Origin of the sequence: Pedobacter sp. D749 (genome assembly GCF_019317285.1) — a bacterium.
In the GTDB taxonomy this organism is placed as follows: domain Bacteria; phylum Bacteroidota; class Bacteroidia; order Sphingobacteriales; family Sphingobacteriaceae; genus Pedobacter.
This window is the reverse complement of the sequence record NZ_CP079218.1, coordinates 68,929-82,991: the sequence shown is the minus strand read 5'-3', so window position 1 is coordinate 82,991 and position 14,063 is coordinate 68,929. Positions and strand designations below refer to the sequence as shown.

Genomic DNA, 14,063 nt, shown 5'->3' with positions numbered 1-14,063 from the left:
CATGAAGTCTAAATTTTATTTATTACTGTTCTCAGGTCTACTATTCTCGACATTCTCGCAAGCGCAGGATGGCAGTGCAGATGAGCTGTTTACCCAAGCCAGGGCTGCAGCCTTCAAGTCAAAAGACTATACTAAAGCCATAGCACTCAGCAAAAAGGCCTTAGCCAAAAGCCCGGACTATGCTGATATCAGGATTTTTTTAGGCAGAATTTACACCTGGAACAAGCAGCCTGATAGTGCCAGGCAAGCTTTTGCCATGGTTTTAGCAAAACAGCCTGACAATAAAGACGCAAATCTTGCTAATGCTACCCTGGAATTTTGGGAAGACAATAATGAAAAGGCCCTGCTCAACGTGAATAAAGGTCTTACTTTCCATCCTGCAGACGATGAGCTTCTGCTGTTAAAAGCTAAAATACTTAACAGCTTAAAAAAATGGACCGAAGCGAATGCAACTATTGAAGAGGTACTAAAACGATCGCCTAACCTTACTGAGGCACGTACACTTGCAGTAAGAGTAAGGGAAAATTCTTCCAAAAACAAAATAGGACTCAATTACGACTTTGTATACTTCGATAAACAATTCGATGATCCCTGGCACATTGTGAGTTTAGACTATAGCAGGCAAACCAAACTGGGCTCGGTTACCGGAAGAGTAAATTATGCGAATCGTTTTAACCGCAGCGGCCTTCAGTTCGAGGTAGATGCATATCCTCGTATATCAGACACCTTTCAGGCTTACATCAGTGGTGGGTACTCTAATGATGTAGGGGTATTTCCTCATTACCGTGCAGGCTTTTCATTGTATGCAAACCTACCGGCAAGCTTTGAAGCTGAAGCTGGATTTCGCTATTTAACGTTTGGCGAATCAACCTGGAGCTATACTGCATCTGTAGGGAAATACTATAAAAACTTTTGGTTTAATTTCAGAACTTTTTTAACCCCTTCCAACGATCAGGTCTCTCAGTCTTTCGCCTTAACCACCCGATACTATTTCGGTGGTGCTGATGATTATTTTAGCCTTCGGCTGGGCACTGGTTTATCGCCAGATGACCCCCAAAACAATGTTTTAATCGGAAACACAGCTTACAAGCTTCGTTCAAATAATATTACGCTCGGTTACCGGAAAGCGTTTAAATCGCTTAATATCTTCACCGTTAACCTCGGGTTGGAGAACCAGGAATACAGACTTAATACCAAAGGTAATCAACTTGATCTTGGGATTGGCTATATAAGACGTTTCTAATGACAAAAAAGATAAAGAAACCATGGATTGCCCTTGCTGTTGTTGCCGGCATTCCATTAATAATGTGGCTCTGCTGGTATTTAAAACCAAAAACCAAAATGGTTGCTGCAATAATCGATAAAACAGTTCTCACACCAGCCGGCCAGGAACATATCTCTTTCTTATGGGTGCTAAATCATCAGAAACTAACGAAAACAGCAAGCAAGTTTTATAAAATAGATCATGATTATTTTGGTTTCTTCCCTTTGGAGAAAGAAAAATTCCGTCTGAAAGGCCTGGAGCGGTTTAATAATGATCAATTACAGCAATTAAGTGAGGACATCAACCTGGTTTATTTTACTGATACCTATGGGATTTATCGAAACGAATGGTATACCCAAAAGAATAATAATGAACGCTCCGGAATGGTTTATGGCGGGATGAGCGGCCAGGATATTGAGTTACTAAAGCAGATGAAGCAGAAAAGAAAACTCATTATTACAGAATTTAATAGCATTGGAAGTCCAACAGGCAAAGAAACCAGAAAGCAGTTCGAGAATATGTTCGCAATGCATTGGACCGGCTGGACAGGCCGTTATTTTGAAAACCTTGATACAGCAAAAAATAAAGAACTTCCAAAGTGGCTCATTAACAACTATAAACGGGCAAACAACAACAACTGGCCATTTAAAAAGTCGGGCATTGCTTTGGTTAGCGATCAAGATAGGGTCATCATTCTGGAGGATGGCCGCGACTTAAAAAACCCAATGCCGCATATTATCAGTAGTGAATACGGACAAAAAGTACTGGGTTTGCCTGAAGAGATTAAATATGCATTCTGGTTTGACGTCATTCAGCCAGACAAAACTATCAATACCCAGGTTGCCAGCTTCCGGATGGATGTTAACTCAAGAGGGCAGGCGCTTTTGAAAGCAAATGGCCTTACCGCTGTTTTTCCTGCAGTATTAATGCACAAAAATACCGATTATCGCTTCTATTACTTCTCCGGAGATTTCTGCGACAATCCAGTCAGCTTGTCTTCTTCTTATTTCGGAGGAATTGGTGCCTTCAAATGGTTATTCTACGACAGCAGTAACCCGATGGAACGATCCAGCTTCTTTTGGAATTTTTATCGCCCAATGATGACCACAATCCTTGATCAGGAAAGCGGGTACAACAACAAATAGCTATTTCTTTACCGGACTGTATTTCTGAATGATGGATGGTGGCAACACGCTGGTCTTTGAACCCAAACCCGCATTTTTTCGCTTGAAATTTTCGAAGGCATTTTTTATGCGTTCGTAATTCACGTCATCTCTTACTAACTCCTCCTGCATATTTTCACCTATTTGATAAAGCGATGTGCCATTGAGGTGATATGAATCCTGGATAAAATCAATCGTCTCGGTTTTGGTTTGTATAAGCGGGTAACTGTGAACATTTCTGAATGAGCGGGCAGTATCAAGCCCCGATCCGATCCAGCTTGCAGTGCCCGGTAAGTCTATACCATAGCCTGACTGAAGATACGCAAGTAAGCTTGGGGTTACATCGAAATGTGTAGATATGGATGCGAACTGCGCACTACGCTTTAACAGTGGTGAATAAATAATCAAAGGCACATGATAGCGGTCTATCTTGTTACTCATTGGGATCTCAGGCATCCGATGATCTCCCGTGATTACAAAAATGGTATTGCTATAGTCTTCCCGTTTCTTATAATTGTTAAAAAAGCTCTTCAAAGCATCATCCGTATATAAAATAGTCCCGTATTGGTGTTTGTAATTACGATAATTATCTTTCTTAGTTTCGTCGAATCCCAAATCAACCATGCGCTGTTCAAACCTCAAATTGTATTTTTCCTGTTCATTAATCAGGAAAGGATTGTGTGTTGATACTGTTAAAATTACATTCAACTCCGCAGGTTTATCGGCTTTTGAAGGTCTGTTTGCCAGATAATATTGAAATAGTTCCTGATCTCCATATCCCCATGAAAATCCATTTTCCGCCGGCAGTTTAGAATAACCTGCGGGAAAGGTCTTAATGTCTCTGATTTCATCAACACGGTTCTTTTGAAGAAACAGGTTCATATTATCAAAGGTTGCGTCACCTCCATAATAGAATGAAGTTTTATACCCATTATACTTCAGCAAACTGAACAAAGATAGATGATCTGGCATTTGCCGCCCCAGATCAAGAAAACCATTTTTACCGAAAGGTAAAGATCCCATTAAAGATGGGAGGACTGCAAACGTGCGACCACCAGCACTTAAAAAATTTTTCCAGTAAAGACTTTTATTGGCTAATGAATCAATAAAGGGAGTGAAATTTCCCAGATAGGCACCTTCGTTGGTAAACGCCCGGCCCAGCCCCTCAACGACAATGATTACAACATTCGGTTTACTTTTCGCCTTGTTGAAAAATGGTGTTAACACATCAGGATCATTCGCTTTCCTGTAAAAGGGATATTCCGATCCACCCAGATAGCTGAAAGTACTGTGTGCAATACTACCATTACCATAATCCCCAATATAGGCATCGGCATAAATATCCACATCCTCATCCCCGGGATAAAAATGAAGATAAGAACTTTTAAAAAAGTAATCGGCCTTGTTTAGCGCGAGGTTATTGATGAAAAGGTCTTCAAAGTTTTTTTTGAAAAGATGTTCCTCTCCATTGGTCATCAGATAAAAAACGGACAGTACAGGCAAAGACCAGGCCAACCATAACGGGGCCTTGATACGCTTGGGCAATCGCTTAAGTGTAACTACCAGAAGCACAATCATACCTAAAAAACTTAAAATTAAAGGAAGTTTTATCGTACCGGAAGCGCCAACTGTTTGCTTGATATCAGCAAAAGAATAGCCATAAAAATCGGCTCCCAAAGGCACCAGGGCAGTAGAGAAATACTGGCAGAGAAGCAATTGAATGAAGATGATAATGGCAACAAATACTTTAAAGCTAATTGTCGCCCGTTTGGGGTGAACAAAAAATAGCGGCACAAATAAAATCAGTTCAAAGATTAACCATTTAAGCCAAAAGCTTAGATCTGCCAACCATGACCATAACATAAAGCCCAATAGCTTAGCCGGGAATTGATGAATTAATCCGTTAACCAGAACTTCCAGTGCTCTGATCACAATTAAAGCAATAAGCCAAACGAGGGCAATTTGCAGAAAAACGATGGTTGCTGATTTAAAACGCTTGATCATTGTTGAGCTTTTTCTTTTGTAAATCCCTGCCTGGTCATTTCTCCCCAGGAATTCTTTTTCCGTAACAGGTCTATATTACCCTTTACAGCAGACCATACTACAAACGGATGGAAAATCAACGGCTCCAGAAAAGCGGTAAGAATTAATGCCATCAGGTTTTTGTTCGTTTTGTATTGGTTGTAAGTGAGCACCTCCATTAATATTGCAAAAACTGAATACAAAAATCCGAAGCTGAAAATGAAAAGCAATAAGCTGAAAAAAAATGACCATTGAATCACCCCCAGGCAGGCAAATACAATAAAGGCAATAATTCCGAAAAACTCCACTAATGGAGCTAAAAATTCAAAGAAAAACCAATAAGGATAACTAATCATACCTAAAACGCCATATTTCGGATTTAAAAACATGACTTTATGCAACTTCAAGGTCTCTATGGTGCCGCGGGTCCAGCGATTTCGCTGTCGCCCCAATATTTTAAAGGTCGATGGTGCCTCTGTCCAGCATAGCGGATCGGGGATAAAGCTCACTTTGTGTGCAATCCCCTTTTCTTGCATATATCGTCTCATCCTTACCACCAATTCCATATCCTCACCCACTGTTTTATGATTATATCCTCCGCACTTGATCACGATTTCTTTATCGAATGCTCCAAAAGCGCCAGATATGAGCAGCAAACCATTTAAGCGGCTCCAGGCCATCCTACCCAGCAAAAAAGCCCGGATATATTCAAGCGTCTGAACACGGGGCAGGAACTGTTCGGGAAGCTGAACTTTGAGCAAACGCCCACTTTCAACAATACAACTATTGGCAATACGAACTACCCCACCGGTTGCAATAACCCGTTTTTTCGTGTTTTCTAAAAAAGGTTTTGCCAGTTTGAGAATAGCATCCTGCTCTAAAATACAATCAACATCGATGCAAACAATATAGCTGTTGCTCGAAACGTTTATACCAACGTTTAAGGCGTCTGCCTTTCCGCCGTTTTGCTTGTCAACAACGATTAGCTTTTTGTAAACTTCCTTTCTGCTTTTATAAACACCATTTACTTCTTTGGTTTCAATCTGGCTGTTGATAAAAAAATCAGCTTTATAAAGATCATAAACCTCAATCAGCTTTGATAATGAATCATCTTTACTTCCATCATTAATAATAATTACTTCAAGATTGGTGTAATTGATGGATAACAAAGACCGAACATTCTCAGTAATGTTTGCCCCCTCATTATAGGCTGGTGCTAATATGCTGACACTTGGAGCCTGCGTAGAGCCAGCAAGCAATCCATAATCTGTAAAGCTATTTTTACGCATGTAATTACGAATTTCCCCAATCGAGAGCGTAGCGAAAAAAAAGTAGCAGGATAAAAGTAACACCGAATAGGTTAACAATCCATAAGTAAAAAAATCTATTAAAAACGATTGCCAGCTCACCATTTAATTTCGTTTTTTAGTTGAGGAATCATATCTGTTAGCGGGTAAGTTTTCGATCTGTGATCATTCATCAGGCATTCCAGGCCATTAGCACTTCCATTAACAATGGCGCGTGCAACCGCAAATTTCATTTGGGCGTTCCCGGCATCCAGGTAACTAAACAGTGTTGAAACATTTTCCACATCTCCAATCACTGTTATTGCATCCATGATAGCAATTTGATTTTCATAAGTTTCTCCATCGAACCTGGCCAGCAGCACTTCAGATGTGTTTTCTACGTATATATCGGTTAGTGTTAAGATCGCCTCCTTACGTACATTAGGCTCGCTGTGATCAAGGCAACTCACAATATTTGCATAAAGCTCGTAACGGCGATAATTTCGCGCTAGTTTAAGTGCAAAAACAATAACACTCGAATTCCCGGAGCTTAGCCATTTGTCCATCCCGGTCAACTCCGCCTGGGGTATTATGGATAATTCTTTTAAAAGCTTAATCTGCTGCCAATCGGTGATCTGGTAGGAGGTAATATCAAGAAAACGAAGCCCCTCGGCCCCAATAAGATTTAATACGGCAATTTGTGCCTCAACACGCACCAGGGCATTTTTACGATTGGTATAACGGTATATCCTGGGAAGATGCTCTTTAAGGCCCATCGTTCCAAGCTGCTGAATGGCATAAGCTTTCAGATGCCATTTATGGCTTCCAAGTAATCGGAGTGCTTTTTTATCCAAACCAAGCTGAATGTATAAATTACGGAGATTGTCTCCATACTGTCCCGATACGTTACGTTTTGCTGCGATAATTTTTTTTACAAATCGATTATAGAATCTCCTGTTTTTTAAGTTAGCCTGGAACCGTTGGGTTACCGGAATTATGGCCACTTGGCCGGTATCGGCCTCATGAAAAAATATAGCTTCACGAAGTAACATTTCTATCATTCTATCCCAGTTCCCATATTCTTTTCTCCAGATTTTTCTAATAAATAAATAAAAAGAAAGAAATATGATCAGGCAGATCGCCAGAGCAAAGAAAAACAATAGAAGTAATCTAAGATAAATCATCTCTGACTAATAACTGCAAACCGCTTTATCCGCACAGAAAGTTCACTAGGGCTAAAGGGCTTTGTTAAATAGTCGTCTGCACCTAAACGAAAAGCTTCAAGCACCATATCCTCGTGTCCCATTCCAGAAAGGATTACAATAGGCGTCTGACGATTTTCTTTTACTGCTGCTACGATTTCCAGCCCCGAAAGATAAGGCATCATTACATCAGAAATAATCAGGTCAGGCTCATATTCATCTACTTTCTGTAAAGCATCTCTTCCGTCACGAGCCAGAATAACCTCATGTCCGTCTTTTTTTAAACGAAATTCAATTGTTCTAAGCATTAACTCATCGTCTTCTGCAACTAATACCCTCATATTAAATCATTAAATTATCCTTGCTAAGGTAATACATTTAGATGTATAATTAAACAGTTAGGAGCGCAATCAGTAATCGTGATCAAAGAAATACACAGTGTCCAAACACTGAATAAATAGCACCTTATTGGCACTTAAAGGCAGAAAGTGCGTAGAAACCGCTTTCCATGCAGGGAGGCTAAGGTCCATAATTTCAGAGAATGAACCCCAGGGATTTTTAGCGTACAACTACAGGTTTTAAACTACAACTAAAAAGCATGAAGGTTGATGGATATTGTGGATGAAAAGTTACAGTTATATAGCTGTTTTTTAATCATGTTACCTATAACAGGCATCATCATGGCGTGCCATTTTGAGAAAGCAATTGTATTTCTAAGTAAAGCTATAGTACCCTAAAAGAATAATGCAGAAAATGATTATTTTGTTTAAAATCACCTAACGCTCCCGAAAATCACCAGGTGTACATTTATATTTATCGCGAAAGCTTTTAGTAAAATTGGCCATGATGGTGGCATGACCTACTTAGCTAAGTAATGTTTTATCCAATGGTGCTCTGCAATAAAATACCTGGAGAGTGTTCGTTTGGCTTTTTTTCATAGCCCAAAAAGCCCATCGAATGATGGGCTTTTTGGGTTCTATAATTATTTGACTATAGTAATAGCGTCAATAATTTGTGGAAATTCCTTTTAGTAAATATTTTAATCCTTAAAGTTTAAAAGCTACACCCACGTTAAGCAATCCCAGGCTCTGGTAACCGAGTTCCGTAAAAAGAGCTGTATGGTTAGAAAGGTAATACTTACCGCCTGCAAACAAACCAAAGCCAATGCCGCTGCCTGTAGCACCATTAAAACCCTCGCTGTCACTTACACTGGCAATAACATAGCCCAGACTCGCCCCGCCATACACATCAAATTTAGGTGCAAGCTCAAGCAATTCATTAAAATGGTAGGAACCTCTGGCGCCAATGTAAAACGCATTCTGTTTAAAGCTATAGTTTGCACCTGCCGTATTTAGATCATATTTCGAACTGGCATAAGCCAATTGTCCACCTACGCTAATTTCGTTGGTAATACCTTTTTCGAAAGAAACACTGGGATTTACCGGCAGCGATGCAGCGTAACCTGAACCAAAAAACGGACTGCCAATACCGATACCAATATTCAGCAATTGATCGCCTTTTCCGTATGCCCTGATTGAAGTCGTATTTTTTGCTGAGACCTTGCTTTCCCGTTCAACTTTAGTTTTAGGCGATACTTTGCCTTTTGATGCCGACTGGGCCATTGCAATAACGCTGGCAGCCATAAAGACAGCCATCACAAATAATTGTTTTTTCATGTAGATAAGATTAAACTTGATTAAAGAATGAAATTCTTCTTTTGGACAGCCTCATAAAGCCTCCCAAAAGGTTAGCCAAAGATAAAATCCTTGCAGGCAGCAATCTATACCGGTTTTTAGGTATTTTTGAAGCATTTGGAATTAAGTTACTTCATAATGCCGTCCATTTCAGACATTTTTTACAGGGCTGCAGACAATTTTAGACTGATGCGGAAGATTCGCAGTTTCAGATCAATTAACCGATTTTTAATTAACAATATAATTAATCGTTTTTTTATAAATACATCTCTTGTTTGATCCCTTAATTTTTCATGTGCTGAATTTTAATTAAGGGTTTTTCTCCAACCCGAAACATTTTTTCCAGAAACTTTTTTGTTGCGAAATAAAATGTTTCGCTTTCTGTATATAAGATCGGCAAAACCAAACGTGTCATTTTTTTCAGAAGAAATCAAATCCAAATGTCCTATTTTAAATGGATAGACTAAAGCCGTTTAACAGCCTTTTAAAAAGAACTTAAAGAATTTTAACAGAATAAAAAGTAGCTTTATTTTATGCTGCTTTATAAAAAGCAACATTTCAAAGCCTAAAAGAATCGATTTAAGAGAATATCTTTTTTAATGTACTTAATTAATAGGTATAAAGTCGATTTCTTTTAAATAAGAACATTAATAAAGTTCCAGACGGCTACAGTTTAACCGCAATACCTGGTCAGGTATTGCGGTTTTTTCATTAAAATCTATCGAGGAGTAATACCGACCAAAATGCCTTTAACCCACTTTAATCTCACAAAAGAATCCCCGCCAACACGAACATCATAAATTGTGCTTAATCCAGGTTCTTCACCCATCGTTATACCACCCGAAGTAGTATCTGATATCTGGATAGCACCAGCCATAACGATATTGCCAGCAAGCATAATATTGCCATTCTCAACTTTAAAAACAACTTTTTCGGTTACGATATCCCTGCACTCAATTACTCCGTTTGAAAAGAAGCCTTTTCGACTAATTGACGAACCGCCTAAGTTATTATCAAAGTTACCAACCCTTATACCAGGGCCATAAGTAAAATGAAGCGTAGGCCGTGACGGCGGATCATTAGGCGTAATCGAAATACCCTCTAAGGCACTATCATCATCAAAATCAATAAGCGTATTGCCAGCTTCATCATAAAATCTTAAATTATTTTCTTTGCTATTTATTTCGATACGCTTTCCGGCGGCAGATGATTGAAGTGTAGCATTACGCATTACAACATCTCCACTTTGCGAAACTCTAAAAGGGGCATTTTCCTTATCCGCGAATGATGAGCCAGCCCAAAAACGAATAGTTTCAGGATCGTTTTCCGCGCCATTGATGCCCGCAACCGCACCATCTTCAGGATTGCCAGCAACGAATGCCCCTGTTAAAATAGCCTGATCGCCAACATAAGTGCGCTGAAATTGATTTAAAATAGCGGCGTTACTTATTTCATCAGCCAATTGACGGGCATAAAGCGCAACAGCTACGCTTTTTGCCGTTTCCTTTTTGTTTTGAATAACATCTTTTTTTAGTTTTTCAACTGTGGAGTATTGCGCAACATCAGACACTACACCAGCGATATTGGCTGGATTAACCAAAGGATAAGAAATTGACTGCATTCTTATTTTAGTGTTAATACCCAAAGCTTCAGAAATAACGTAAACATAATCGCCAGCAACTATTTTATAAATGAGTTGCATATCGCGAATAAATTTTTCATCGATATTTAAAGGAAATGCCACTGGCGGGAAACTATTTGCTTTTGCATGCTCAGTTCCCAACGCCAATACCTCTGCTTCAGCAGCATCAACATATGTTTGCGGCATGATTATACCCATCAAAGTATATTTATCGCCTACAGCAGCGGTAAAGCTTGCATTAGGGGTAACGTAACCCGTTGTTTCATCCTTCCTATCTCCAAACGTAATCTTTTTGGTGGTTGGGTTATAAGATTTAATTACAAATTCACCTCCACTTAATTCACCTGATTTAAAAACGATTTTAGCGCCGCCGTCACTTATTGACTGAATATTTAGATCAAAATCTAAAGTATTATCAATAATTGCATTTAACCCGTCAATAGCTGTTACCGAACCTGTACGGCGCGGAAAAACATCTTCAAAAATCACACTTCCATGTTTTCGGCCATAAATATCATCGTTTAATAAATAGGGAGAATCTAAAGCAATCCTATCCATGCTATTTCGATAACCTTCCGGCAAATTTGTTGATCCGCCATAAAAACGCCAAACAGTTGCATATTCCCGATCAACCGCCTGCCGTGCCGCATTGATAAGGCCATAACCACGGCCATACTTCAAAACGATATTTTGCGTTTCGCCTAATTTTTCAAGCAAATAAATCTTTTTGCCTTTAACTTTATATTCCAGTTTAAATGTTTCGGCCAAAGTGGTTAATGCAGTTCTACAGCTTTGCTGATCAAAATTGAAGGTTTCTGGCTCGGAAATCAAAGAACAATCCCCGATACTCCAGCCAGCCTCTTCATTGTTTAAATTTTCTATAATTAAAGAAAGTACTTCCAACGGTGTACCCACATACGAAAACTTAACACGATCTAAATGCATCATCGGCACGTTATACAAGTAATATGTTGGGCTAAAAAACTCAACGTTATACTTGAATGTTGAGCCATTAGACTGATCACATGGAATGCCGTTTTTAATGGTGTATTTTTCACCCAAAAACTCAATATAATCGTTAACCCGAATATCAATAGGATTAGATAAAGTGAAGGTTGAAGTAATCTTTTCAACCCCCATCCATTCCTGATTGAAAACAGTGTTTTCATCGATCTCAACAGTAGCTATTATTACGCCAGAGCGTTTTATTTGCAATTGTGACATAGTTATTTTAAATATTTAGCAAAAACAACATCAAACTACACCTTTAATAAAGTGGTATAACATGTGAGCTGCTTTTATTCGCTCGGTTTCGTTAGGATGTACATTATCAGCAGCCCTTGCAGGCCAGTTCGAGCCGTTATAACCCATAAGATTAAAAAGATCGCAGCAAGGAGCATTATAAGCATTAGCCAAAGCTACAACTGCATCTCTGGCATTTGTGTTGGCCGCTCTCCCGTCACCACCTGCTGCCTGATAGGCGTATTCAGTGGGTGACGTAACGAACATAATTGACACAGTAGGCTTATCATCGTAACATTTATCTATCACATAGTTAAATGCTCCGTAAAAGGTCGTTCTGTCCATACTTGTACCATAAAAAACATCAGCATTTGATACAGCAACGAAAGAATTAGATGTTAACGTCATAGAGGTATTAGATTCGATAGATAAAACTTTCCCTATATATCTAAACCTAAAATCGTACAACTTATCCCCGGCTTTAAATTCAGTAGAAAAAAGAGTATTAACTCCCGTCAGTGTTTGCGATGCAGTCGATCCAGATATTCTACCCGTCCTTATTGTAAATGGCAACGTTCCTAAAGACGCCCCTGTAGCTTTCGGGCGATCATTATATCCGTGATCAAAAACAATAAGATCCGCTCCCTTTCCTATTAATTTATTTTCATAGCTATAACCGCCTTGATTAGCACCGTAAGTAGCTATTAGTTCGGCACTTGTGGCCGACAATGACAAAAGCCTGGTTCCATCCCAAATAATGCCACTACTCCCTACTGATTCATTAACTAAGTTGGTGTCTAGGAATTCGCCGACTAAAACAGGATATGATTTATATCCGCCCGTGCTTCCTGCCGGAATCGAGGTACCTACCCATATTATTTTTTTTCCCTGCCAATAAAGGTCAGGGGCTTTAGCAAAAGAATTTTTTAAGTGCAAATTTTCATCTAATACAGGATAAGCACCTATGCTACTAAGGCTGATATCAGCCTCTACGTTCCAGGCTATTCCACTGTTAAGTACGCCTGCGGATGCTGGAATTTCCTTTTTTAAAGCGTCCATCGTTAAATCAGAGAGATTTAATTGGTAACTTTTATGATTGGTTTGCGAGGTGCTTCCAGATTGATATTTTATTTGCAAATCAATGCCCCTTATAGCTACAGCATCACCTTTTTTAACAAAAACAGAAAGCCCTTTAAAAACGTGCCACCTGTTAGCTACAGAAGCATCTAGTTCTCCAATTTTTTGCAACAAAATAAGTTTTCCATTATTTGGACGTACAATCCACGCTTGTAGTTTTGACGTTGCTTGTACGACAGAATTTGGCCCTACTCTAATCTCAGTTAATATACCATCATTAGCGAAACCTAAACTTTCGTGTAGCGCAACTATTATTCTATTTGTTACAAAATTACCTGCCGAGCCTCCTGAAAATGCTAATGCACTGGGTTTATAATGTTCGATACCACCAGAATTCCTAACAATAGCAGGGAGTGATTTTTCAGGTAAAAAAATTTGAGTTGCCACTTCCTCATGATTTACATCGCCCGAAACCTGCGTGGGCATTTGATTTGGATATAATCTTGAATTTTCGTCTAATTTGGCAAATCCATTTGGTTGACCACCCCAAGAACTACCTGCTATTGCATTAGGTGGGGTTATATCAGCACCAACAGCAAAACGAATTGTTGAATTAACATTTACCGTTCCAGGAAATGGCTGTCCTACAACTGGAATACCTGATAAAAAAGCAGATTCTTCCGAACCGTTTGCCCCCAGTAATTCTGATAGTTGCTCGCCCATATTCGCGTATACCGCTATGTAATCGCCTACCTCATACTTTACAGTTCCAAATGGAGGGGTAAAATAATTAATGCCTGCCGATTCTGCTACAATATCACCGGAATCATACTTAGCTGTATATATTGACCCAGACTTAGATACTAGATAAAACCTTATAATTCTACCAACCTGAGAGCCTGAAAATTTGCAGAAAAATCTTTTAACTAAACCTGAATAAGCGACAGTGTAATAAGATGATTTAGTAGGCATACAGGTACGGGGGCCCGTATTTCCAAATGCTGAATTTGATAAATAAGTATCAGGATCATTAATGGAAATATCAGTTATATTTGGCGGCAAAGATTGAGGCTTTATTGTTGATATTTCGGCCAATAGTTCTTCTTCCGTAACCAGATTATCCAATTCTATAGTTATAAGATCATAAATCGCTTGCCAGTTGCCTGAAAAAACAAGCTTTGCATTGATCACATAATTTGCCCCAACTTTAGTAGGTATTGAAATCGGTGTGCCAGCCCCATCTTTAAAGTTAGCGTAAGTAACACCAGGTTTCGCCGAATAATATTGAGGTTTAGTTGGCAATCCAGGATTTGTATCAGCAAGCGCTGGCCCTTTAAAACCATCAGAACCTGTTGCTTCAATCAATGCAACAATTTGGTTAACGTCTCCATACTTTGTTGATCCATCAGCATTAATGCCGATCAAGATCTTATCAAGCAAACTAATCGTAGCCGCTTTGGGCATTCCCTGC

Annotated in this window: 9 protein-coding genes; 2 read left to right on the top strand and 7 right to left on the bottom strand. The window is 39.2% G+C overall.

Annotated elements, in window-relative coordinates; all coding sequences use genetic code 11:
* Position 1 precedes the first annotated feature (1 nt).
* Complete coding sequence (locus KYH19_RS00405) at positions 2 to 1,243, top strand: YaiO family outer membrane beta-barrel protein (RefSeq protein ID WP_219077134.1); 1,242 nt, start codon at positions 2 to 4, stop codon at positions 1,241 to 1,243.
* The gene (locus tag KYH19_RS00400) at positions 1,243 to 2,409 is read left to right on the top strand and encodes a hypothetical protein (protein WP_219077133.1); all 1,167 of its coding nucleotides are present in this window, start codon (positions 1,243 to 1,245) and stop codon (positions 2,407 to 2,409) included. Before KYH19_RS00405 ends, KYH19_RS00400 begins: the two co-directional genes overlap by 1 nt.
* On the opposite strand, the gene KYH19_RS00395 is transcribed toward KYH19_RS00400, so the two are convergent.
* The 7 genes from KYH19_RS00395 to KYH19_RS00365 all read right to left on the bottom strand — a co-directional run bounded on the left by KYH19_RS00395 (position 2,410) and on the right by KYH19_RS00365 (position 14,056).
* Positions 2,410 to 4,431: an LTA synthase family protein gene (locus tag KYH19_RS00395; protein WP_219077132.1), complete on the bottom strand. Its 2,022-nt coding sequence runs from the start codon at positions 4,429 to 4,431 to the stop codon at positions 2,410 to 2,412.
* Positions 4,428 to 5,738 (bottom strand): glycosyltransferase family 2 protein, encoded by a 1,311-nt coding sequence (locus KYH19_RS00390; RefSeq protein ID WP_219077131.1) that lies wholly within the window; start codon positions 5,736 to 5,738, stop codon positions 4,428 to 4,430. The genes KYH19_RS00395 and KYH19_RS00390 overlap by 4 nt, the downstream gene beginning before the upstream one ends.
* A gap of 116 nt (positions 5,739 to 5,854) precedes the next feature.
* On the bottom strand, positions 5,855 to 6,919 hold the full coding sequence (locus KYH19_RS00385; protein WP_219077130.1) for a HEAT repeat domain-containing protein: 1,065 nt from the start codon (positions 6,917 to 6,919) through the stop codon (positions 5,855 to 5,857).
* On the bottom strand, positions 6,916 to 7,278 hold the full coding sequence (locus KYH19_RS00380; RefSeq protein ID WP_219077129.1) for a response regulator transcription factor: 363 nt from the start codon (positions 7,276 to 7,278) through the stop codon (positions 6,916 to 6,918). Before KYH19_RS00380 ends, KYH19_RS00385 begins: the two co-directional genes overlap by 4 nt.
* 705 nt (positions 7,279 to 7,983) lie before the next feature.
* Positions 7,984 to 8,613, bottom strand: a complete 630-nt coding sequence (locus KYH19_RS00375) for a porin family protein (RefSeq protein ID WP_219077128.1) — start codon at positions 8,611 to 8,613, stop codon at positions 7,984 to 7,986.
* A 736-nt stretch (positions 8,614 to 9,349) separates the two neighbouring features.
* Positions 9,350 to 11,497 (bottom strand): phage tail protein, encoded by a 2,148-nt coding sequence (locus KYH19_RS00370; protein ID WP_219077127.1) that lies wholly within the window; start codon positions 11,495 to 11,497, stop codon positions 9,350 to 9,352.
* A gap of 30 nt (positions 11,498 to 11,527) precedes the next feature.
* Positions 11,528 to 14,056, bottom strand: a complete 2,529-nt coding sequence (locus KYH19_RS00365; protein WP_219077126.1) for an SGNH/GDSL hydrolase family protein — start codon at positions 14,054 to 14,056, stop codon at positions 11,528 to 11,530.
* Positions 14,057 to 14,063 lie beyond the last annotated feature (7 nt).

What these genes read in the sequence shown, in the direction of transcription:
- KYH19_RS00390 (WP_219077131.1), bottom strand. Translation starts at nt 5,738, where the DNA reads ATGCGTAAAAATAGCTTTACAGATTATGGATTGCTTGCTGGCTCTACG.
- KYH19_RS00385 (WP_219077130.1), bottom strand. Translation starts at nt 6,919, where the DNA reads ATGATTTATCTTAGATTACTTCTATTGTTTTTCTTTGCTCTGGCGATC.
- KYH19_RS00365 (WP_219077126.1), bottom strand. Translation starts at nt 14,056, where the DNA reads ATGCCCAAAGCGGCTACGATTAGTTTGCTTGATAAGATCTTGATCGGC.
- KYH19_RS00375 (WP_219077128.1), bottom strand. Translation starts at nt 8,613, where the DNA reads ATGAAAAAACAATTATTTGTGATGGCTGTCTTTATGGCTGCCAGCGTT.
- KYH19_RS00380 (WP_219077129.1), bottom strand. Translation starts at nt 7,278, where the DNA reads ATGAGGGTATTAGTTGCAGAAGACGATGAGTTAATGCTTAGAACAATT.
- KYH19_RS00405 (WP_219077134.1), top strand. Translation starts at nt 2, where the DNA reads ATGAAGTCTAAATTTTATTTATTACTGTTCTCAGGTCTACTATTCTCG.
- KYH19_RS00370 (WP_219077127.1), bottom strand. Translation starts at nt 11,497, where the DNA reads ATGTCACAATTGCAAATAAAACGCTCTGGCGTAATAATAGCTACTGTT.
- KYH19_RS00400 (WP_219077133.1), top strand. Translation starts at nt 1,243, where the DNA reads ATGACAAAAAAGATAAAGAAACCATGGATTGCCCTTGCTGTTGTTGCC.
- KYH19_RS00395 (WP_219077132.1), bottom strand. Translation starts at nt 4,431, where the DNA reads ATGATCAAGCGTTTTAAATCAGCAACCATCGTTTTTCTGCAAATTGCC.